Annotated in this window: 19 protein-coding genes; 12 read left to right on the top strand and 7 right to left on the bottom strand. The window is 67.6% G+C overall.

From position 1 onward, the window contains the following. The first annotated feature begins 85 nt into the window (after positions 1-85). Genes mutL through SMAL_RS13995 form a run of 3 tightly spaced genes read left to right on the top strand, consistent with a single transcriptional unit; the run spans position 86 to position 3,889 of the window. Positions 86-1,990, top strand: coding sequence for a DNA mismatch repair endonuclease MutL (mutL, locus tag SMAL_RS14005; RefSeq protein ID WP_006379887.1), 1,905 nt, complete (start codon positions 86-88; stop codon positions 1,988-1,990). Positions 1,991-2,001: 11 nt separating this feature from the next. Continuing rightward, a complete protein-coding gene (locus SMAL_RS14000; RefSeq protein ID WP_012511657.1) occupies positions 2,002-2,931 on the top strand; it encodes a DUF1684 domain-containing protein in 930 nt (309 codons plus the stop codon). Between the two features lies 1 nt (position 2,932). Next, the gene (locus tag SMAL_RS13995) at positions 2,933-3,889 is read left to right on the top strand and encodes a TraB/GumN family protein (RefSeq protein ID WP_012511656.1); all 957 of its coding nucleotides are present in this window, start codon (positions 2,933-2,935) and stop codon (positions 3,887-3,889) included. A gap of 75 nt (positions 3,890-3,964) precedes the next feature. On the opposite strand, the gene phaR is transcribed toward SMAL_RS13995, so the two are convergent. From phaR to gluQRS, 3 genes are all read right to left on the bottom strand, one after another. Then, positions 3,965-4,510, bottom strand: coding sequence for a polyhydroxyalkanoate synthesis repressor PhaR (gene phaR, locus SMAL_RS13990; protein WP_012511655.1), 546 nt, complete (start codon positions 4,508-4,510; stop codon positions 3,965-3,967). A gap of 184 nt (positions 4,511-4,694) precedes the next feature. Next, a complete protein-coding gene (locus SMAL_RS13985; RefSeq protein WP_006379851.1) occupies positions 4,695-5,435 on the bottom strand; it encodes a beta-ketoacyl-ACP reductase in 741 nt (246 codons plus the stop codon). Positions 5,436-5,452: 17 nt separating this feature from the next. After that, entirely contained in the window at positions 5,453-6,373 is a 921-nt protein-coding gene (gene gluQRS / locus SMAL_RS13980) for a tRNA glutamyl-Q(34) synthetase GluQRS (RefSeq protein WP_012511654.1), read from the bottom strand. Positions 6,374-6,466: 93 nt separating this feature from the next. On the opposite strand from gluQRS, the gene htpX reads away from it, so the two are divergent. Next, positions 6,467-7,333, top strand: coding sequence for a protease HtpX (htpX, locus tag SMAL_RS13975; RefSeq protein ID WP_006379846.1), 867 nt, complete (start codon positions 6,467-6,469; stop codon positions 7,331-7,333). Between the two features lie 259 nt (positions 7,334-7,592). Here the strand turns inward: htpX and SMAL_RS13970 are convergent, their stop codons facing one another. Beyond that, positions 7,593-8,420, bottom strand: coding sequence for an inositol monophosphatase family protein (locus tag SMAL_RS13970; protein ID WP_012511653.1), 828 nt, complete (start codon positions 8,418-8,420; stop codon positions 7,593-7,595). A gap of 120 nt (positions 8,421-8,540) precedes the next feature. Here SMAL_RS13970 and SMAL_RS13965 point away from each other — a divergent pair, with 120 nt between their 5' ends. The 3 genes from SMAL_RS13965 to SMAL_RS13955 all read left to right on the top strand — a co-directional run bounded on the left by SMAL_RS13965 (position 8,541) and on the right by SMAL_RS13955 (position 12,413). Continuing rightward, on the top strand, positions 8,541-9,311 hold the full coding sequence (locus SMAL_RS13965) for an RNA methyltransferase (protein ID WP_012511652.1): 771 nt from the start codon (positions 8,541-8,543) through the stop codon (positions 9,309-9,311). A 76-nt stretch (positions 9,312-9,387) separates the two neighbouring features. After that, the gene (locus tag SMAL_RS13960; RefSeq protein ID WP_012511651.1) at positions 9,388-10,290 is read left to right on the top strand and encodes a phosphate/phosphite/phosphonate ABC transporter substrate-binding protein; all 903 of its coding nucleotides are present in this window, start codon (positions 9,388-9,390) and stop codon (positions 10,288-10,290) included. Further along, positions 10,287-12,413 carry a putative bifunctional diguanylate cyclase/phosphodiesterase gene (locus SMAL_RS13955; protein ID WP_012511650.1) on the top strand — a complete coding sequence of 709 codons (2,127 nt, stop codon included), beginning with the start codon at positions 10,287-10,289 and terminating at the stop codon, positions 12,411-12,413. Before SMAL_RS13960 ends, SMAL_RS13955 begins: the two co-directional genes overlap by 4 nt. 73 nt (positions 12,414-12,486) lie before the next feature. Here SMAL_RS13955 and epmB read toward each other — a convergent pair whose 3' ends face one another. Continuing rightward, positions 12,487-13,527, bottom strand: a complete 1,041-nt coding sequence (epmB, locus tag SMAL_RS13950) for an EF-P beta-lysylation protein EpmB (protein ID WP_012511649.1) — start codon at positions 13,525-13,527, stop codon at positions 12,487-12,489. Positions 13,528-13,624: 97 nt separating this feature from the next. On the opposite strand from epmB, the gene efp reads away from it, so the two are divergent. The 5 genes from efp (at position 13,625) to SMAL_RS13925 (ending at position 17,841) form a co-directional block, all read left to right on the top strand. Further along, on the top strand, positions 13,625-14,191 hold the full coding sequence (gene efp, locus SMAL_RS13945; RefSeq protein ID WP_006379771.1) for an elongation factor P: 567 nt from the start codon (positions 13,625-13,627) through the stop codon (positions 14,189-14,191). Between the two features lie 158 nt (positions 14,192-14,349). Then, positions 14,350-15,693, top strand: a complete 1,344-nt coding sequence (locus SMAL_RS13940) for a TRZ/ATZ family hydrolase (RefSeq protein WP_012511648.1) — start codon at positions 14,350-14,352, stop codon at positions 15,691-15,693. A gap of 23 nt (positions 15,694-15,716) precedes the next feature. Further along, positions 15,717-16,433 (top strand): bifunctional 2-polyprenyl-6-hydroxyphenol methylase/3-demethylubiquinol 3-O-methyltransferase UbiG, encoded by a 717-nt coding sequence (ubiG, locus tag SMAL_RS13935; RefSeq protein WP_006379724.1) that lies wholly within the window; start codon positions 15,717-15,719, stop codon positions 16,431-16,433. After that, positions 16,430-17,125 carry a phosphoglycolate phosphatase gene (locus SMAL_RS13930; RefSeq protein ID WP_006379721.1) on the top strand — a complete coding sequence of 232 codons (696 nt, stop codon included), beginning with the start codon at positions 16,430-16,432 and terminating at the stop codon, positions 17,123-17,125. The genes ubiG and SMAL_RS13930 overlap by 4 nt, the downstream gene beginning before the upstream one ends. A gap of 11 nt (positions 17,126-17,136) precedes the next feature. Continuing rightward, on the top strand, positions 17,137-17,841 hold the full coding sequence (locus SMAL_RS13925) for a squalene/phytoene synthase family protein (protein WP_006379719.1): 705 nt from the start codon (positions 17,137-17,139) through the stop codon (positions 17,839-17,841). A gap of 46 nt (positions 17,842-17,887) precedes the next feature. On the opposite strand, the gene SMAL_RS13920 is transcribed toward SMAL_RS13925, so the two are convergent. Together SMAL_RS13920 and SMAL_RS13915 are read right to left on the bottom strand one after the other, a co-directional pair. Next, positions 17,888-18,733 (bottom strand): M23 family metallopeptidase, encoded by an 846-nt coding sequence (locus SMAL_RS13920; RefSeq protein WP_006379717.1) that lies wholly within the window; start codon positions 18,731-18,733, stop codon positions 17,888-17,890. Continuing rightward, positions 18,733-20,079 carry a dihydroorotase gene (locus tag SMAL_RS13915; RefSeq protein ID WP_012511647.1) on the bottom strand — a complete coding sequence of 449 codons (1,347 nt, stop codon included), beginning with the start codon at positions 20,077-20,079 and terminating at the stop codon, positions 18,733-18,735. Before SMAL_RS13915 ends, SMAL_RS13920 begins: the two co-directional genes overlap by 1 nt. Position 20,080 lies beyond the last annotated feature (1 nt).

Raw genomic sequence — 20,080 nt, 5'->3', positions numbered from 1 at the left:
GTTACGGTAGCGCCGGGTCATGCCCGGCGGACGACGGGCTGCTCCGCTATCATCAACCCATGAAGTCTGCTGCCCATTTCATCCCATGAGCGCGCCCGGTCCGCGCCCGATCCGGCCGTTGCCGGACATCCTGATCAACCAGATCGCCGCCGGCGAAGTGGTCGAGCGTCCTGCGTCGGTGGTCAAGGAGCTGGTCGAGAACGCGATCGATGCAGGCGCCAGCCGCGTCGATATCGACCTGGAAGAGGGCGGCGTGCGCCTGATCCGCATCCGCGACAACGGCAGCGGCATCGCGCCGGAGCAGTTGCCGCTGGCGGTGTCACGCCACGCCACCAGCAAGATCGCCGACCTCGACGATCTCGAATCGGTGGCCACGCTGGGCTTCCGCGGTGAAGCGCTGCCGTCGATCGCTTCGGTCAGCCGCTTCACCCTGTCCTCGCGCCGCGCGCATGACGAGCATGGCTCGGCGCTGCAGATCGAAGGCGGCAAGATCGGCGAAGTGACCCCGCGCGCGCATGCGCCGGGCACCACCGTGGAAGTGCGCGAGCTGTTCTACAACGTGCCGGCACGACGCAAGTTCCTGCGCGCCGAGCGCACCGAACTGGGCCATATCGAAGAGTGGCTGCGTTCGCTGGCGCTGGCGCGGCCGGATGTCGAACTGCGCGTGTCGCACAACGGCAAGGCGTCACGCCGTTACAAGCCGGGCGACCTGTACTCCGATACGCGATTGGCTGAAACACTGGGCGAGGACTTCGCCAACCAGGCGGTGCGCGTGGACCATAGCGGTGCCGGGCTGCGCCTGCACGGCTGGATCGCGCAGCCGCATTATTCGCGGGCCAGTGCCGACCAGCAGTACCTGTACGTCAATGGCCGTTCGGTACGCGACCGCAGCGTCGCCCACGCGGTGAAGATGGCCTACGGCGATGTGCTGTACCACGGCCGCCAGCCGGCTTACGTGCTGTTCCTGGAGCTGGATCCGACCCGCGTCGACGTCAACGTGCATCCGGCCAAGCACGAAGTGCGCTTCCGTGATTCGCGGCTGGTCCATGACTTCGTCTACCGCACGCTGAAGGATGCGCTGGCCGATACCCGCGCCGGCATGTCGGCGCAGGAGATCGGTGCTGGCGCCGTGCATCCGGTGGATGCGGCCGCTGCACCGGTGGCATCAACCGCGGGCGCCTCCGGTTTCGGACTGGTGCGCGGTCCCGCACCCGGCGCTGGCTCCGGTGGTGGTGGTGGCGGATTCTCAGGCTGGCGCCCGCAACAGCCACTGGGGCTGCAGGTTGCCGATGCTCCGGCTGCCTATGCTGCGCTGTATGCCGCACCCTCCGGTGCAGAACGCGGGGCGGCGTTACCGCCGATGCCGACCGAGAACGGGCTGCCGGTGACCAGCGCCGACGCCGGCGTGCCGCCGCTGGGCTATGCGATCGCGCAGCTGCACGGCATCTACATCCTGGCCGAGAATGCTGAGGGCCTGATCGTGGTCGACATGCATGCGGCGCACGAACGCATCGGCTACGAGCGGCTGAAGAACGCGCACGACGGCATCGGCCTGCAGTCGCAGCCGATGCTGGTGCCGATCACGCTGGCGGTGGGGGAGCGCGAGGCGGATACCGCCGAGAGCGAGGCAGATACATTGGCCGCACTCGGCTTCGAAGTGACCCGCGCCGGCCCCGGCTCGCTGCATGTACGCAGTATTCCGGCGCTGCTGGCCCACGCCGAACCGGAAGGCCTGCTGCGCGACGTGCTGACCGACCTGCGTGAGCATGGCCAGAGCCGCCGCGTGGCAACTGCACGTGACGAGCTGCTGTCGACCATGGCCTGCCACGGCGCGGTGCGTGCCAACCGGCGGTTGACCGTGCCGGAAATGAACGCGTTGCTGCGCGACATGGAAATCACCGAGCGGTCCGGCCAGTGCAACCACGGCCGACCGACCTGGGCCCGTTTTTCGCTGGCGGAGATTGACCGCTGGTTCCTGCGCGGACGTTGAGGGGAGCATCGATGCGTTATCGGGGAATGGGCGGCCTGCTGGCCGCCTTGTTGTTGGCGGCCTGCAGCCCGGCGACGCCGCCGGCACCGGCCGTTGCTGAAGATCCAGCCTATGCCACCGCGCAGCAGCAGTGGCGCGTGGCGCGTTACCAGGACCTGACCCGGCCCGATGGCTGGACAGCACTGGTTGGCCTGCATTGGCTGCCGAACAGATCGCATTTCGTCGGCAGCGGCGCCACCAATGGCATCCGCCTGGCGGTTGGGCCAGACAAGCTGGGCCTGCTGCGCCGCGAAGGCAGCCAATGGTGGTTCACCCCGGAAGCGGGCGCCGAGATCAGCCATGACGGCCAGCCGGTGCGCGGCCGCATCCGCATCGACACCGACAAGGATCCGCAGCCGACCCTGCTGGCCTTCGATGGTGGCAAGGGCCAGCTCGGCATCATCCGTCGCGGCCCGCGCGATGCGCTGCGGGTCAAACACGCCGACGCACCGGCACGCCGCGATTTCGCCGGCCTGGAGTACTGGCCTGGTGGTCCGGACTGGCAGGTGCAGGCGCGCTTCATCGCGCATCCGCCGGGCAAGACCTTGCCGATCGTCGATATCACCGGCCTGACCACCGAGATGCCGAATGCCGGTGCGGTCGAGTTCGAGCGCGATGGACGCGCCTGGCGGTTGGAGGCGATCGGTGCTCCCGGGCAGCCGCTGTTCCTGATCTTCGCCGACCGCACCAGCGGCCGTGGCAGTTATCCGGCCGGCCGCTACCTGGACACCGATGCGCCCGGCGCCGACGGCACGGTACGCATCGATTTCAATCACGCCTACAACCCACCGTGTGCGTTCACCGCCTATGCGACCTGCCCGTTGGCGCCACCGGAAAACCGGCTGGACCTGCGCGTGGAAGCGGGCGAGAAGGCCTACCACCTGCCTGAAGGAGAAGGCTGAAATGCCCATCAGATTGCTGTTCCGCGCCACGCTGGTGCTGGCGGCCTGTGCGATCGCGCCGGCGGCGCTGGCGCGCAATGCGCCTGCGGCTGACGTTGCTGCTGCCGGTACCGCCAAGCCGCCAGTCCCCCTGCTGTGGAAGGTAACCGGCCCCGGCGATGCACGCGTGTACCTGCTCGGTTCGTTCCACCTGCTGAAGCCGCAGGACTATCCGTTGTCGCCCGATGTGGAACAGGCCTTCGAGGCGTCGCAGCGGGTGGTGTTCGAGCTGTCGCCCGAAGACATGCAGTCGCCACAGCTGGCCAGTCGCATGGTGCAGGCCGCGGTGCGCACCGATGGCAGCGAACTCAAGCGTGATCTTGATGCCGCCACCTGGCAGAAACTGCAGGTGTTCGCCACCGAGAACAAGCTGCCGTTGGCGCAGATGCAGGGCATGAAGCCGTGGTTTGTCGGCCTGAGCATTTCGGTCGGGCAGATGCAGAAGATGGGGCTGGACCCGGCGCTGGGCCTGGATCGCCACTTCATGGAGCGCGCGCAGAAGACTGGCCGCAAGACCGCTGGCCTGGAAGATATCGATACCCAGATCGGCATGCTCGACGGCATGACGGTGCAGGAGCAGCGTCAGATGCTGTCCGAGGCGCTGGACCAGGCCGGCAAGGGTGATGAGCAGGCCCGCCAGTTGCACGACGCCTGGCGGCGCGGCGATGAGCGCGTGCTGTGGACCAAGATGGCGGCGGAGATGCGCCAGCAGTATCCGCAGCTGTACCAGCGCATCAACACCGGTCGCAATGATGCCTGGGTGCCCAAGCTGCTGCCGTACCTGCAGGCCGGGCAGGGCGGTACGCTGGTCGTGGTCGGCACGCTTCATCTGCTCGGCAACGATGGCGTGGTCGAAAAGCTGAAGGCGAAGGGCTACAAGGTCGAGCGCGTGTGCACGGGGTGCAAGGCGAAACGCTGACGCATCGCGGCTGCACTGCAAAACAGAACGGCGCGCCAAGGGGCGCGCCGTTATCGTTCCAGCCGGAGCAATGGCTCAGCGGCGCGTCTTGCCGCCGGTACCCGTACCGGTGCCGGGTTCATTCGGCTTGTTACCCGTGCTGGTGCCGGTACCCGTTCCGGTACCACCCGGGCGCGGGCCGCCGAAACCGGTGCCCATGTTGCGCTGGAACTCCTGCCACAGCTCCAGGTTGCGCTCGGTCAGCTGGTTCATCATCGCCCACGGGGTCTGGCCCAGCAGGTTGCCCATCTGCTGGCGGAACTGCTGCTGCTGGTCGAGGAAGACCTGCATGCTGCGCTCCAGGTAATTGCCCATGAAGCCCTGCAGGGAATCGCCGTAGAAGCGGATCAGCTGGCTCAGCAGCTGGGTGGACAGCATCGGTTCGCCGTCCTGTTCCTGGTCGGCGATGATCTGCAGCAGGACCGATCGCGTGAGGTCGTCGCCGCTCTTGGCGTCGCGGACTTCGAAGTCTTCACCGTCCAGGATCAGCTGGCGCACGTCCTCGATGGTGATGTAGCTGGAGATCTCGGTGTCGTAGAGACGGCGGTTCGGATACTTCTTGATGATGCGGGTCGCAGCCATGAAGCGGTACTCGTCACAGTAGACGCGCAGCATGGCGCAGTGCAGCAGCCGTTGCAACCGCCTCAGCCCCCGCCAGGCTTGGCTTTCGGCGGCGATCATGTTGCGCAACAAGGGTTTGCGTGCTGCGCAGCATGACTCTCGGCAGGGGGGCGGCAACGCGCGGCGCAACCACCCCGTGCGCGGCTTACCAGCCCATATGGTGGCCGCCGTTGATGTCCAGGTTGCTGCCGGTGATCCACGAGGCCTCGTCGGCCACCAGGAACGACACGCCGTAGGCGATTTCTTCCGGCTTGCCCAGGCGCCCGGTGGGGATGTCGGCGATGATCTTGGCGCGCACTTCCTCCGGTACTGCCATCACCATGTCGGTGGCGACATAGCCCGGAGAAATGGTGTTGACGGTGATGCCGAAGCCGGCATTCTCGCGGGCCAGCGAGATGGTGAAGCCGTGCATGCCGGCCTTGGCCGCTGCGTAGTTGGCCTGGCCGTACTGGCCCTTCAGGCCGTTGATCGAGCTGATCTGGATGACCCGGCCCCAGCCGCGGCGGCGCATGCCTTCGATGACCGGGCGGGTGACGTTGAACACCGAATTGAGGTTGGTGTTGATCACATCGTGCCACTGGTCCGCACGCATGCGGTGGAAGGTGGTGTCGCGGGTGATGCCGGCGTTGTTGACCAGGATCTCGACCGGACCGAGCTCGGCCTCGACCGCGCGCACCATCGCCTCGGCGCTGTCTGGATCAGAGACATCACCCGGGAAGATCGACACGCTGTAGCCGCGTTCGGTCATCGCCTGCAGCCAGGCCCGGGCCTTGGCTTCATCGCGGTAATTGGTGGCGACCCGGTGGCCCTGGTCGGCCAGGCGTTGGCAGATGGCGGTACCGATGCCGCCGGTTCCGCCGGTGACCAGTGCGACGCGAGATGTCATGGAATGCTGTCCGGGAATCAGGTGGGGGAAGGGGGATTCTGCAACATCGGCGCGGAAAGTGCGCCGCCCGGCAGCAGGATGTCGGTGCGCGGCAGTTGGGCGGGGTCAAAGGCCCGTCGAGCGGTGGCCAGCAGCGCGTCCAGGTCGTGTGCCTGCGCCAGCGCCTCAGGGGCCTGGCGGAGCAGCTGCCAGAGCTGGCGCAGCACCGGCAGCGGGCGTGCGCTGTCCACCGGCAGCGCCGCCAGGGACTTGGACAGCTTGTGGCCCGGCGCATCGAGCAGCAGCGGCAGGTGCCAGTAGCGCGGTACCGCCAGCCCCAATGCCTGCTGCAGCAGAATCTGCCGCGCGGTGGAGTCGAGCAGGTCGGCACCGCGCACCACTTCGGTCACCCCCTGTGCGGCGTCATCCACCACCACCGCCAGCTGGTACGCCCAGCAGCCGTCGGCACGGCGCAGCACGAAGTCGCCGACCTCGGCCTGCACGTCCTGCTGCTGCGGGCCGCGCAGGCCATCGTCGAAGTGCACGAGGCTGCCGGGCGGCACGCGGAAGCGGACGGCTGGGTCCGGTCGTGGTTGCCGGGCGACGCAGCGATGATGGATGCCGCCGCTGGCGGCAAGGTCGCTGCGGCTGCAGTGGCAGACAAAGGCCTGGTCGCTGGCGAGCAGTACATCCAGCGCGGCCTGGTAGGCCTCGCTGCGGGCGCTCTGCCAGAGGATCGGGCCATCATGGACCAGGCCGAACGCGGCCAGTGCCTGCAGCTGTGATTCCGCCGCACCGGGCACGGTGCGTGGTGGATCGACGTCTTCGATGCGCAGCCGCCACAGGCCGCCATGATGGCGGGCAAGCAGCCAGCTGCCGAAGGCGGCGAGCAGGGATCCGGGGTGGAGCAGGCCGGTGGGCGAGGGTGCGAAGCGGCCGCAGGGAATGGGGGAGGTCATGCTGGCTGAATCGTCGGTCAGGTTGGCGCTTGAATTCAAGCTGACCGCACCGCAAATTGATCGATATCGACCCCTTCCGAGCCGGAATTTCCCATGTTCACCCGTATTGCCCTCTTTCTAGCGACCAACCTCGCGGTGCTGATCCTGGCCAGCATCGTGATGTCACTCTTGGGCGTGGATTCGCGTTCGATGAGCGGCCTGCTGGTCATGGCCGGTATCTTCGGTTTCGGTGGTTCCTTCATCTCGCTGCTGCTGTCCAAGTGGATGGCCAAGCGCTCCACCGGTGCGGTGGTCATCACCGAGCCGCGCAACCAGACCGAGCGTTGGCTGCTGGCCACCGTCGAGCGTCAGGCCAAGGCCGCCGGCATCGGCATGCCTGAAGTGGCCGTGTACGAAGGCCCGGAGATCAATGCCTTCGCCACCGGTGCCAACCGCAACAATGCGCTGGTGGCGGTGTCCACCGGCCTGCTGCACAACATGAGTGAAGACGAGGCCGAAGCAGTGCTGGGCCATGAGATCGCCCACGTCGCCAACGGTGACATGATCACCATGGCGCTGCTGCAGGGTGTGCTGAACACCTTCGTGATCGTGCTGGCCCGCGTGGTCGGCGGCATCATCGACAGCGCGCTGTCGGGCAATCGCGAAGGCGGCGGCCGTGGCTTCGCCTACTTCATCATCGTGTTCGTGCTGGAGATGGTGTTCGGCCTGTTCGCCACCATGATCTCGATGTGGTTCTCGCGCCATCGCGAGTTCCGCGCCGACGCAGGCGGTGCCTCGCTGGCCGGCCGCCAGAAGATGATCGCCGCGCTGGAACGCCTGCAGCTCAACCACGGCCAGAGCACGTTGCCGACCCAGATTGCGGCGTTCGGTATTGCCGGTTCGACGGCGAAGAAGCTGTTCATGAGCCACCCGCCGCTGGAAGAGCGCATCGCCGCGCTGCGGGCGTCGACGGTGGCGTAAGCCTCCGTACTTCCACGGTAGTGCAGGAACGCCTGGCCTCGCGCCGGGCGTTTTTGTTTGAGGGATGCATTGCGGATGCCGGGTCGTGCCCGGCGGATCGTTTCCGCGCCTGCGGAGAGGTGTCACTTTCTTTGCGCACAAAGAAAGTGACACCCCTCCGCGGTCGCGGAAATGATCCCGGCGCTACCTATGCGCGGGCGCGCAAACAAAAACGGCACCTTCGCAGGTGCCGTCTCCATGAACCGCTTTACACGGAACCTCAGAACTTCGCGTCGAACTCCGCCGCGTAGCCAGTGTTCACCAGCACCTTCTGCAGCGACTCGGCCACCTTCAGGTTGCCGGCCACGATCTGGTGGGTGTCCGGGCCGCGGTTGTCCATGCGGCCCAGGGTCGCGCCCTTGAAGTCGCAGACCTTGCCACCGGCCTCGCGGACCAGCAGCAGGCCAGCGGCGATGTCCCACGCCTTCACACCGGCTTCGAAGTAGGCATCGGCGCGGCCACAGGCCACGTAGGCCAGGTCCAGCGCGGCCGAACCGGTGCGGCGGATGTCCTCGGCCTGGACCAGCAGGGTGTCGACCGACTTCAGCTGGGCGCTGGCGCGGGCGCGCTCACGCGGGGCGAAGCCGGTGTGGATCATGGTGCCTTCCAGGTCCTTGCGGTCGGCAACGCGGATGCGGCGGTCGTTCAGCACGGCACCAGCGCCACGGCTGGCGGTGAACAGTTCATTGCGCAGCGGATCGAAGATGACTGCATCGGTCGGCTCGCCGTTCTCGACCAGGGCGATCGACACGCAGTAGTGCGGCACGCCGCGCAGGTAATTGCTGGTGCCATCGAGCGGGTCGATGACCCACATCTGGCGACGCTCGCCCTGCACGCCACCTTCTTCGCCGAAGATGCCGTATTCGGGATAGGCGCGCTTGAGTTCCTTGACGATGACCTTTTCCGCGTCCGCGTCCACTTCGCTGGCGTAGTCCATCCGGCCCTTCTGCACCACATTCAGCGCCTCGAGCTTGTTGATGTTGCGCAACAGGACGTTGCCGGCGAGGCGGGCGGCCTTGACCATGACGGTTACGGCGGGTTTCTGCATGGCGTGGGCTCCCGGAAAGGCAGAAGAGAAGGGCTGGCGGGGGAAAAGAGCGGGTCCGGCGCAGTGGCCGGCCGCACAGTTTACCATTGGTCTTCGTCCAGCTCGACATTTTCCCTGTTCATGTCCCAGTTTCCCGTCGCCACCCGCCTCCGATTCGTCCTGGTCGGCACCCAGCACCCCGGCAACATGGGCGCCGCCGCCCGTGCCCTGAAGACCATGGGCCTGGCCCGCCTGGTGCTGGTCGCGCCCGAAAAGCCATTGGACGAGGAGGCCTTCCGCCGCTCGGCCGGTGCCGAAGACGTACTCGGTGACGCCCCGGTGGTGGCCACCCTGGCCGAGGCCGTGGCCGACTGCCGCCTGGTGCTGGGCTGCACTGCCCGTGCCCGCCGCGTCCAGCTGGAGGAATACCTGCCCGCCGACGCCGCTGCCCGCGCGGTGGCCAAAGCCGGTGAAGGCGCCGAGGTGGCGCTGGTATTCGGTCGCGAGCGCACCGGGTTGACCAATGAAGAGCTGCAGCTGTGCCACGCGGCGGTGCACATCCCGTCCGATCCGGAGTTCAGCTCGCTCAACCTGGCGGCGGCCGTACAGGTCCTGGCCTATGAAACCCGCATGCAGCTGCTTGGCGCACAGCCGGTGGTTGAGTCCGGGACCGGCGTCCGCGAACCGGTGGCCAGCCATGAGCAGATGGAGAGCTTCTTCGCCCAGCTCGGCGACACCCTGGACGAGATCGATTTCCACAAGGGCCGCGCGCCCGAATCGGCGATGCGCAAGCTGCGCCGCCTGTTCCTGCGCAGCGAGCCGAGCGAGCAGGAAGTGCGCCTGTTGCGCGGCATCCTCGCCGACACCCAGCGCATGGCGCGGCTGGCCCAGGCGGGCAACAAGGACAGCTGACGACGTTCTCATTTTTTCGGGTAGTCTGTCCGGATACCCAGGGGGGATGAAGCCTGTGTCGGGTCTTCGAAAGGCAATGCAGGGGGGACTGCTGAGCCTGGCCATGGTCCTGCTGGCCGGGACGGTGCGTGCAGCAACGGACCCGGTGCTGGTGCTGGGCCGGATCAGCGATGATCCCAAGGCTCATTACGAGCAGCTGCAGCCCTTGCTGGACTATGTGGTGGCGCGCATGCACGACGTTGGCATCAAGGAGGGGAGGATCCTGATGGCGCGTGATCCCCAGCAGATGGCCAGCTATCTGCGGCGGGGACGGGTCGACTGGGTCACCGAAACATCGGGCACGGCCATGGCGCTGGGCCAGCGCAGCGGCGCTCGTCCGCTGCTGTTGACCGAGCGCAATGGCGTGCGCGAATACCAGACGGTGTTCTTTGTGCGCAACGACAGCCCGATCCAGCGCGTGCAGGATCTGCGCGGCCATCGCCTGGCCCTGCAGAACACCGCCTCCACCAGTGCCTACCTGGTGCCGGTGATGACCCTGCTGCAGGACGGGCTGTCGCCACAGATCCTGGCCGGGGCCTGGGACATGCCGGGCCGGGACAGCGTGGGTTACATGTTCGTACGCAGTGAATTGAACATCGCCACCTATGTGCACAAGGGCATGGCCGATGTGGGGGCGGTGAGCAGCGTGGACTGGAGTGACGAACGGCGGGTGCCGGCGGCGTTCCGGCGCGATTTCCGCGAGCTGCTGCGCACCGAGCCGTACCCGCGTGCGGTGGAGATGGTGCGCGCCGACCTCGATCCGAAGGTGCGTGACCGCCTGCAGCAGGTGCTGCTGGAGGCGGCCAGCGATCCGCGGGCGCAGGGGGCGTTGCATCGGTTTTTTGGCACTTCCGGTTTCCACCGCGTCGATGCGCATGCGCAGCAGCGGCTGGATGAATTGAAACAAGGATTGACGCGCGTGCGGATGGAAGTGGAATGAAGTGGCTCGGCTCGGGAATGCAGGCCCGGTTCCTGCTCGCGATGGGCGGGGCGATGATCGTTGTCGTGGCGATCCTGGCGGTACTGCTTGGGCGGCAGACGGCAATGCAGAGCGAGGTGCGCAACCTCAGTGGCAGCGTCATCCATGAATTGTTCGACCGCGGCGTGCGCAGCCGTGGCGAGGCGATGGCGCGCGAGTTGTCCGATGCGCTGGCCAACCCGCTGTACTACCGCGACCTGGACCAGGTCGGCGCGCTGGTGCGCAATACCGCCCGCCAGCAGGTGGTGCGCTACGTGCTGGTGTTCGATGACCATGGCCGGCTGGTGCATGACGGTACGGTGGAAGTCGCGGGCTTCGGGCAGCCCATGGCCGACCCGCTGGCGCCCAGGGCTGTGGCCGCACGGGCACTGGTGGTGCAGGAATCGCCGAAGGTGCTCGACAACGCGATGCCGATCATGGTCGGCAATCAGCGTATCGGCGGCGTCCGCGTCGGTATGGCGCTGGACGAGGTACAGCAGCGCGAACAAGCTGCCAACGCCACCCTCGGAGAGCGCCTGCAGCAGGTTGGCAGCCGCCACCTGGGCTGGCTGCTGCTGATGCTGGGCCTGCTGGTGGTGATCGGCGTGGTGGTGATCCTCTACGTGCAGCGCACGCTGGTGGCGCCGATCCGCGACCTGGCTGCGGCGGCACGCCGTATCGAAGCCGGGGACTACCAGGCACCGCTGGCCGAGAACAGTCGCGATGACGAGGTCGGTGAGCTGGTGCGCGGCTTTGCCAGCATGCGTGATGCGATCGCCCGCCATGATCGCGAAGTGCGGCGCATGGCCTATACCGATGCGTTGACCGGGCTGACCAACCGGCTGGCGTTCCGCGAGGCGCTGGATCACCGGTTGATGGCCGCGCGCGCCTCCAACCATCGGCTGGGCCTGCTGTTTGCCGACATCGACGACTTCAAGCGGGTCAACGATACCCTTGGCCACGAGGCAGGCGACGAGGCGTTACTGCAGTTCGCACAGCGCATCGGCCGCGCAGTGACCGATGCCGGTGGCGATGAGGCGCTGCTGGCGCGGTTCGGTGGCGACGAATTCGTGATCCTGGTCGGCGACGGTGACGTGGCTGCCAACGCGCGGTTGCTGGCCGAAGTGCTGGTGCGCGAGCTGGGCAAGCCGCTGGTGGTGCAGGGCAGGGAGCTGTTCCTCGGCACCTCGATCGGCGTGACCCTGTTCCCCGACGATGCGGCCGATGCGACCACGCTGCTGAAGAACGGCGACATCGCCATGTACCAGGCGAAGATGGCCGGCAAGAACTGCTATCGCTACTACAGCCGCGCGATGGACCATGCGGTCGAGCGCCGCGTGCACATGGAGCAGGAGCTGCGCGGTGCCTGGGAGCGAGGCGAGCTGCGCCTGGCCTACCAGCCGATCTTCCGCATGCGCGACCGCCGCATGGTGGGTGTCGAAGTGCTGCTGCGCTGGCAGCACCCGACCCTGGGCACGATCCCGCCGTCGGTGTTCATCGAAGTGGCCGAGCAGAGCGGGTTGATCGAGATCATCGGCCCGAAGGTGCTGCGCGCGGCCTGCATTGAAGCCTCGCAGTGGCCGCGCGGAGCGGCCGGTGATGACCTGTTCGTATCGGTCAATGTATCGCCGCGGCAGCTGCGCGGCGGTGAGTTGCCGGCACTGGTGGCGCAGTGCCTGCATGAGTCCGGGCTGCCGGCCTCGCGCCTGCACCTGGAGCTGACCGAGACGGCGGTGATCGGCGACGAGATGGTGGCCGCGCAGCTGCTGGACAAGCTGCACCGCACCGGGGTGAAGGTCTGGCTGGACGATTTCGGCACCGGCTTCTCCGGCCTCAGCCATCTGCGCCAGGTGCCGGTGGACGGGGTAAAGATCGACAAGAGTTTCGTCGCCGACATGCAGCGCGACCCCGACGACCTGGCCCTGACCACGGCGATCATCGCCATGGCCCATGCGCTGGGCATCACGGTGGTGGCCGAGGGCATCGAACAGCAGGCGCAGTTCGAGCTGCTGGCCCAGCGTGGCTGCGACCTCGGCCAAGGCTACTGGCTGAGCCACCCGGTGACCGCCACCGAAGTGGTGCGGATGATTGAATCGGGCCTCTGACAAAAAAGGGGACGGAGGGGATTAAGTCGCAAATGCATTTGCGACTTAATCCCCTCCGTCCCCTTTTTGACGGTCAGAGCGGGCGCTTGCTCGGGTCGCCGGGCAGTTCGCGCACCAGCTTCGGGATCAGGTAGCCGGACAGGCGCGCGGTCAGGCCGGCGATCAACGCCTTGGCCTGGGTGTCATCCACTTCGAAGTGGGCCACGCCCTCGACCCGGTCCAGCTGATGCAGGTAGTAGGGCAGCACGCCGGCGGCAAAGCTGCGCTCGCTCAGGTCCTGCAGGGCCTGCACGCTGTCGTTGACCCCGCGCAGCAACACCGCCTGGTTCAGCAGCTGGGCGCCGGTACCGCGCAGGCGGGCCATCGCTGCGTCCACGCTGGCGTCGAATTCATTGGCGTGATTGGCGTGGACCACGATCGCCAGCGGCCAGGGCAGGCCGCCCAGCCAGGCCAGCAGTTCCTCGTCCACGCGCTCCGGCAGCACGATCGGCAGCCGCGTGTGGATGCGCAGCCGCCGGATGTGCGGGATCTGGCGCAGCGCGTCGGTCAGCTCGGCAAGCTTGTGCGTGGCCAGCGACAGCGGATCGCCACCGGACAGGATCACCTCGTCGATGTCCGGGTCGGCCGCGATGGCCGCCACCGCCTCCTGCCAGCCGCCCTTGGCGGCATTCTCCGCGCCGTAGTCGAAGTGCCGGCGGAAGCAGTAGCGGCAGTTGATCGCACAGCTGCCGGTGGCCACCAGCAGGGCACGGCCGCGGTACTTCTGGATGACGCCGGTGGCCTTCTTTGCCGCGCCGTCGCCCACCGCGTCGAAGCTGAACCCGGGCGCCGGACGCATTTCCTCGTCGATCGGCAACACCTGGCGCAGCAACGGGTCGGCGGCATCGCCCTTGCGCATGCGGGCCACGAAGCCCTCCGGCACGCGCAGCGCGAACTGGGCCATGGCTTGGTCCGAGACACCCAGCGCGGCCGGGTCCAGCTGCAGCCGGGCCAGCAGGGCGTGCGGGTCGCGCAGCGCCTGGCGCCAGAGCTGCTGCCAGCGTGCGGGCGCGCCTGGCGACGGGGTCCGGGGGAAGGCGGAAAGCTGCATGGACAGGGGGCCTGCGGTTATCATGGACACATAAACAGTTGCCCGCCGGGGTTCCGGTGGGCTTTCCATTCTATCCGGCTCGCCGCACGCGCGGCGGTTTCGCCATTTGAGGAGCTTGAGCATGGCCACTGCGGGCATGAACGATGTCAAGAACGGGATGAAGATCCTGGTCAACAATGAACCGGCCGTCATCTCCGAGACCGAGTTCATCAAGCCGGGCAAGGGCCAGGCCTTCACCCGCGTGCGCTATCGCTTCATCAAGTCGGGCCGCACGGTCGAAATGACCATGAAGGCGACCGATGACGTGGAAGTGGCCGATGTGGTCGATACCAACATGGATTACATGTACAGCGACGGCGAGTACTGGCACTTCATGGACCCGGAAACCTTCGAGCAGGTGCAGGCCGACAAGGCCGGCATGGGCGGCGCCGAGAAGTGGCTGAAGGGTGAAGAGTCCTGCATCGTGACCCTGTTCAACGGTTCGCCGATCTTCGTGCAGCCGCCGAACTTCGTCGAACTGAAGATCACCGAGACCGATCCGGGCGTCCGTGGCGACACCTCGGGCGGCGGCGGCAAGCCGGCCACCCTGGAAACCGGCGCAGTGGTCCGCGTGCCGCTGTTCGTCAACCAGGATGAAATCATCAAGGTCGACACCCGCTCGGGCGAGTACTCCTCGCGCGTGAAGTAAGGTCTGGGCCGCAGGCCCGCCTTGTGTAGTGCCGGCCGCTGGCCGGCAACCCCGCCACCTCAACGGTTGCGGGACGGCGCCGGGTATCGCCCGGCGCCACGACCACGATCCTCCCGCGGGGGATCGTGGGCCACCGCCCCCCCAGCCAGTGAGCCCGCATGAGCGATAGCCCGCACCTCCCTGAAGCCTGCGACCTGCTCATCGAAGCCGGTTATGTCGTTCCGATCGAGCCGCATGCGGTGGTGCTGGAAGACCATGCCGTGGCCGTTCGCGGCAGCGAGATCGTGGCCATCCTGCCGCGTGCCGAAGCCCGTGCGCGTTTCCGCGCCACCCAGGTGGTCAGCCGTCCCGAGGCCGCGCTGATGCCGGGCCTGGTCAACGCGCACACGCACAATCCGATGACCCTGCTGCGCGGCGTCGCCGACGACCTGCCGCTGATGACCTGGCTGCAGCAGCACATCTGGCCGGTGGAAGCGGCGGTGATCGGCCCCGAGTTCGTTGCCGACGGCACCACCCTGGCCATCGCCGAGATGCTGCGCGGCGGCACCACCTGCGCCAACGAGAACTACTTCTTCGGCGACGTGCAGGCCGCGGTCTACAAGAAGCACGGTTTCCGCGCGCTGGTTGGCGCGGTCATCATCGATTTCCCCACCGCCTGGGCCAGGACCGATGACGAGTACTTCGCCAAGGCCGGTGAACTGCATGACCAGTGGCGCACCGATCCGCTGATCGGCACCGCGTTTGCCCCGCATGCGCCGTACACGGTCAACGATGCCAACTTCGAGCGGGTGCGGATGCTGTCCGACCAGCTCGACATGCAGGTGCACCTGCACACCCACGAGACCGCGCAGGAAATCACCGATTCGATCAAGCTGCATGGCCAGCGCCCGCTGGCGCGGCTGGATCGGCTCGGCCTGGTCAATGACCGCCTGATCGCGGTGCACATGACCCAGCTGACCGATGCGGAAATCCACCTGTGCGCCGAGCGTGGCGTCAGTGTGGTGCACTGCCCGGAATCGAACCTGAAGCTGGCCTCCGGTTTCTGCCCGGCCTGCGCTCTGCAGCGCGCCGGCGTGAACCTGGCCATCGGCACCGATGGCTGTGCGAGCAACAACGACCTGGACATGTTCAGCGAGAACCGCACCGCGGCGATCCTGGCCAAGGCCGTGGCCGACGATGCCACCGCGCTGGACGCGGCGACCACGCTGCGCGCGTCCACCCTCGGTGGCGCCCGTGCGCTGGGCTTCGGCGACCGCATCGGTTCGATCGAAGTCGGCAAGCAGGCCGACCTGGTCTGCGTTGATCTGTCCGCGCTGGAAACCCAGCCGCTGCACAACGTGCTGTCGCAGCTGGTGTACGCCACCGGCCGCCAGCAGGTCAGCGACGTCTGGATTGCCGGCAAGCCGAAGCTGGTGCAGCGCGAGCTGGTCGGCATGGACCTGCCGGGCATCATCGCCAACGCGCGCCAGTGGCGCGAGCGCATCCGTCATATCCGCGCCTGAACCCGGCGCTGCAAGGACTCCCCATGACTGCCCCCCACGCATCCTCCAATTTCGATCAGGCCGAGCTGGACAAGTTCGCCGCACTGGCCAACCGCTGGTGGGACGCTGACGGCCCGCAGAAGCCGTTGCATGCGCTGAACCCGGTACGCCTGCAGTACGTGGCCGACCGCGTGCCGCTGCGTGGCGCACGCGTGCTCGACATCGGTTGTGGTGGTGGTCTGTTGAGTGAAGCACTGGCCCAGGCCGGTGCCGACGTCACCGCCATCGACCTGGCACCGGAACTGGTCAAGGTCGCACGCCTGCACGCGCTGGAAAGCGGTGCCACGGTCGATTACCGGGTACAGGCTGCTGAGGACCTGGCCGCCGAGCAGCCGGGCAGCTTCGACGTGGTGACCTGCATGGAGATGCTCGAGCACGTGCCGGATCCGGGCGCGATCATCGAGGCCTGCATGCGCCTGCTGAAGCCGGGCGGTCACCTGTTCCTGTCGACCATCAACCGCACCGCTGCGGCTTTTGCCGTGGCCATCGTCGGCGCCGAGTACGTGGCGCGGCTGCTGCCCAAGGGCACCCATCACTACCAGGAATTCATCAAGCCGGCCGAGCTGGCGCGCTGGCTGCGCGAGGCCGATATGCAGCTGGTGGATGTCAGCGGCATGGCCTACGAGCCGTGGCGCAACCATGCCCGCCTGAGCAGCCGTACCGACATCAACTACCTGGCCTACGCGGTCAAGGCTGCATGACCACCGTGCAGTTCCCGCGCGCGGTGCTGTTCGACCTGGACGGCACCCTGCTGGACAGCGCACCGGACTTCGTCGCCACCCTTGATGCGATGCTGGCCGAGCGTGGTCGCGCGCCGGTCGATCCGGTGCTGCTGCGGCCGGTAGTGTCCAAGGGCTCGCGCGCGATGGTGTCGGTGGCCTTCCCTGAGCTGGAAGCCATTGAACGCGATGCCCTGATTCCCGAGTTCCTGCAGCGCTATGAAGCGCTGATCGGCCAGCACGCGGTGCTGTTCGACGGCGTGGCGGGCATGCTCGCCGCGCTGGACGCTGCCGGCACGGTGTGGGGCATCGTCACCAACAAGCCCGAGTACCTGGCGCGGCTGATCCTGCCGCAGTACGGCTGGCAGCAGCGCTGCGCGGTGCTGGTCGGCGGTGACAGCCTGGCCGAGCGCAAGCCGCACCCGCTGCCGTTGCTGCACGCCGCGCAGGCCATCGGCATCGCCGCCGAAGACTGCGTGTACGTGGGTGACGACGAGCGCGACATCATCGCCGCGCGTGCCGCGGCCATGCCGTCGGTGGCGGCGTTGTGGGGCTATCGCCTGCACAGCGACGATCCGCTGGCCTGGCAGGCCGACGTGCTGGTCGAGAACGCCGAACTTCTGCAACTGGCCAGCCTCTGGCCGACCCGGCCGGCAGCCCCGGCCCAGCCGTAAGGAATCACGTAGTGAGCAGTACCGCGCTGGACAGTTTCCTCGACAAGTGGCGCAGCCGTTGGCCGGAATGGTCGGTGGCCGCCCCGTTCGTGGCCGAACCGCAACGCGATATCGCAGTGGCGTGGTTTGCGCTGCTGCAGGAATTCGACGACATGCTCAACACCAGCGGCGACCCGCTGCCGGCCGACGCCAAGCTGGCGTGGTGGGGCGAGGAGCTGCGCAGCTGGGCCGCGCATCGTTCGCGCCATCCGCTGGGCCGTCTGCTGGAGCCGGTGCGTGCGCCGTGGGCACAATTGGCCGAAGCACTTCCGGATCTGGTTGAAGCGCGTACCGTCGCGCTGGATGCGGCCGGCGCCGAGCGTGCGCTGGCGAACTACGCCGAGGCCGTAGCCGCCGTGGAAGCGGCACTTTTTGCCGACAAGCCGCGCACCGGCGCAGGCCGTGCGGTGCTGCTGCAGACCCTGGCCCAGCGCCTGCAGGACGCCGGCGTGGCTGGTGTGCCGCGCAGCCTGCTGGACGAGGATTCCAGCACCGCCGCGCAGCGCTGGGCGCAGTATCTGTTGAAGGGGTGGGGCAGTCGCGTGCCCGGTCCGCGCCCGCGCCGCGTGTGGTCCAGCCTGGCGCGTGCACGCGTTGCCGCGCAGGCCGCAGGCAAGCCGATCGAAGCCACGCCGGTACGCACGCTGCTGCGCGTGTGGTGGGCCGCGCGCGGCTGATGCCGCTGCGCTCGCCGGGCCATGCCCGGCGGCCGTTCGTCGCGCGTTACTTCCGTTCCAGCACCAGCAGCGGGTCGATACGGGTATCGAACCAGTTCATGCCCCAGTGCAGGTGCGGGCCGGTGGCACGGCCGGTGGCGCCGACCGCAGCGATCACCTGGCCCTGTTCCACGCGGTCACCCACCTTCACGTCGATGCGTGACAGGTGCAGGAAGTTGGAGCTGACCCCGAAGCCGTGGTCAAGCAGCAACGTGCCGCCGGTCAGGTACAGGTCCGGGCCGGCAAAGGTGACGATGCCGGCGGCGGGGGCCTTCACCGGAGTGCCGGTTGGCACCGCGATGTCCATGCCGGAATGACCGGCACCGGGCTGCCCGTTGTAGACGCGGGCATTGCCGAAGCGGCCACTGATGCGGCCCTGCACCGGCCAGATGAAGGTCTGGGTGAAGTCGGTACGGTCGTCGTCACGGGCGCGTGCAGCGGTCACCTGCGCCTGTTCGCGCTTGATCCGCTCGGCAATCGCCGGCGGCGGATTGACCGTCTTCGGCGGCACGCCGTTGACACGTTCGGTGGGCCAGTCGCGCGGTGTCACCGTGATCGTCGCGGTCTCGCTGCCACCATCGGGGCGTTGTACCTGCACACGCAGTGGACCCTTCTCGTCGCGGCCGATGCCGAACACCACGCTGCCATAGCCGCTCACCCGCAACTGGCGGCCGGCGTACTGCACGCGGCTGCCGGCGGGTACCTTGCCGATCACCAGCGCGCCCTGCGACGCGCTGGCCGGGAACACCACGCGGCTGTCGATCAGGCTGCCGATGCCATCCTGTGCCTGCGCCGGAGGTGCGGAAAACAAGGGCGCCGCCAGCAGCGCCCCGATCAGGAGAGCGGAGCGCATCAGCGGTCGTAGGTCATGCGCTGGCCGGCGGGTTCGCCCACCAGCTTGCTGCCGTCCCACACCTGCTGGCCGTTGACCCAGGTGGAGGCGATGCGCGAACGGAAGGTGGTGCCTTCAAACGGCGACCAGCCGCACTTGGACAGTACGTCCTCGCGCTTGACGGTGAACGGCACGTCCTCAACCAGCACCAGATCGGCGAAGTAGCCTTCGCGCAGGAAGCCGCGTTCCTCGACGTCGAACAGCTGCGCCGGGGCATGGGCGAACTTCTGCACCACCTGCTCGCGGGTCAGCTTGCCTTCGTGCACGCGCTCCAGTGCGGCCACCAGCGCGTACTGCACCAGCGGCAGGCCCGAGGGCGCCTGTGCGTACGGCTTCTGCTTCTCTTCCCAGGTATGCGGCGCATGGTCGGTGGCCAGCACGTCCAGCACGTCATCGGCCAGCGCGGCGGTGATCGCCTCGCGGTCGGCCACGTCCTTGATCGCCGGGTTGCACTTGATCAGGTTGCCCTTGGTCGCGTAATCCGGGCGCGCGAAATGCAGGAAGTGCACGCAGGTCTCGGCGGTGATCTGCTTGCGGCTGCCGTCGGCGCGGATCAGCGGACCCTTCTCGAACAGCGCCAGCTCATCGGCGGTGGAGATGTGCAGCACGTGCAGGCGGGTGCCGTGCTTGCGTGCCAGCGACATGGCCAGGCGGGTGGACTTGATGCAGGCCTCGCGCGAACGGATGTCCGGGTGCATGTCCGGGGTCAGCGCATCGCCGTACTTCTCCTGGAAGGCCTTCAGGTTGGCATCGATCATCGGCGTGTCTTCGCAGTGCGTGATGATCGGGGTCGGGCATTCCCGGAAGATCGCATCGAGCGTTTCCGGGTTGTCCACCAGCATGTTGCCGGTGGAGGCGCCCATGAACACCTTCACGCCCGGTGCCTTCTTCGGGTCCAGTGCGCGGATCGCCTCCAGGTTGTCATTGCTGGCGCCATGGTAGAAGCCGTAGTTGGCCCAGGCGCGGCCGCGCGCAAGCTCGTACTTGGCTTCGAGGATGGTCGAATCCAGCGTAGGCGGGTTGGTGTTGGGCATGTCCATGAAGCTGGTCAGGCCACCGGCCACGGCCGCCGCCGATTCGCTGGCGATGTCGCCCTTGTGGGTCAGGCCTGGCTCGCGGAAGTGCACCTGGTCGTCGATCATGCCGGGCAGCAGCCAGCGCCCGGCCGCGTCCACCACCTGCTCGCCGTCGCGCGGCGCCAGCCCGGAACCGATCTGCGCGATGCGGCCGTTCTCGATGCGCAGGTCGCCGTCGAAGGTGCGGCCTTCGTTGACCAGGCGGGCGTTGGTGATGAGCGTGGAGGACATG

Source organism: Stenotrophomonas maltophilia R551-3 (assembly GCF_000020665.1).
Classification (GTDB): Bacteria; Pseudomonadota; Gammaproteobacteria; order Xanthomonadales; family Xanthomonadaceae; genus Stenotrophomonas; species Stenotrophomonas maltophilia_L.
The sequence above is the reverse complement of the archived record's forward strand: the minus strand, read 5'-3'. Positions and strand labels throughout refer to the sequence as shown.

Coding starts and splice junctions, on each gene's coding strand:
- mutL (WP_006379887.1), top strand. CDS start 86: ATGAGCGCGCCCGGTCCGCGCCCGATCCGGCCGTTGCCGGACATCCTG.
- ubiG (WP_006379724.1), top strand. CDS start 15,717: ATGACTGCCCCCCACGCATCCTCCAATTTCGATCAGGCCGAGCTGGAC.
- SMAL_RS13955 (WP_012511650.1), top strand. CDS start 10,287: ATGAAGTGGCTCGGCTCGGGAATGCAGGCCCGGTTCCTGCTCGCGATG.
- phaR (WP_012511655.1), bottom strand. CDS start 4,510: ATGGCTGCGACCCGCATCATCAAGAAGTATCCGAACCGCCGTCTCTAC.
- SMAL_RS13985 (WP_006379851.1), bottom strand. CDS start 5,435: ATGACATCTCGCGTCGCACTGGTCACCGGCGGAACCGGCGGCATCGGT.
- SMAL_RS13920 (WP_006379717.1), bottom strand. CDS start 18,733: ATGCGCTCCGCTCTCCTGATCGGGGCGCTGCTGGCGGCGCCCTTGTTT.
- epmB (WP_012511649.1), bottom strand. CDS start 13,527: ATGATAACCGCAGGCCCCCTGTCCATGCAGCTTTCCGCCTTCCCCCGG.
- SMAL_RS13965 (WP_012511652.1), top strand. CDS start 8,541: ATGTCCCAGTTTCCCGTCGCCACCCGCCTCCGATTCGTCCTGGTCGGC.
- htpX (WP_006379846.1), top strand. CDS start 6,467: ATGTTCACCCGTATTGCCCTCTTTCTAGCGACCAACCTCGCGGTGCTG.
- SMAL_RS13940 (WP_012511648.1), top strand. CDS start 14,350: ATGAGCGATAGCCCGCACCTCCCTGAAGCCTGCGACCTGCTCATCGAA.
- SMAL_RS13960 (WP_012511651.1), top strand. CDS start 9,388: ATGCAGGGGGGACTGCTGAGCCTGGCCATGGTCCTGCTGGCCGGGACG.
- gluQRS (WP_012511654.1), bottom strand. CDS start 6,373: ATGACCTCCCCCATTCCCTGCGGCCGCTTCGCACCCTCGCCCACCGGC.
- SMAL_RS13915 (WP_012511647.1), bottom strand. CDS start 20,079: ATGTCCTCCACGCTCATCACCAACGCCCGCCTGGTCAACGAAGGCCGC.
- SMAL_RS13995 (WP_012511656.1), top strand. CDS start 2,933: ATGCCCATCAGATTGCTGTTCCGCGCCACGCTGGTGCTGGCGGCCTGT.
- efp (WP_006379771.1), top strand. CDS start 13,625: ATGGCCACTGCGGGCATGAACGATGTCAAGAACGGGATGAAGATCCTG.
- SMAL_RS13930 (WP_006379721.1), top strand. CDS start 16,430: ATGACCACCGTGCAGTTCCCGCGCGCGGTGCTGTTCGACCTGGACGGC.
- SMAL_RS13970 (WP_012511653.1), bottom strand. CDS start 8,420: ATGCAGAAACCCGCCGTAACCGTCATGGTCAAGGCCGCCCGCCTCGCC.
- SMAL_RS14000 (WP_012511657.1), top strand. CDS start 2,002: ATGCGTTATCGGGGAATGGGCGGCCTGCTGGCCGCCTTGTTGTTGGCG.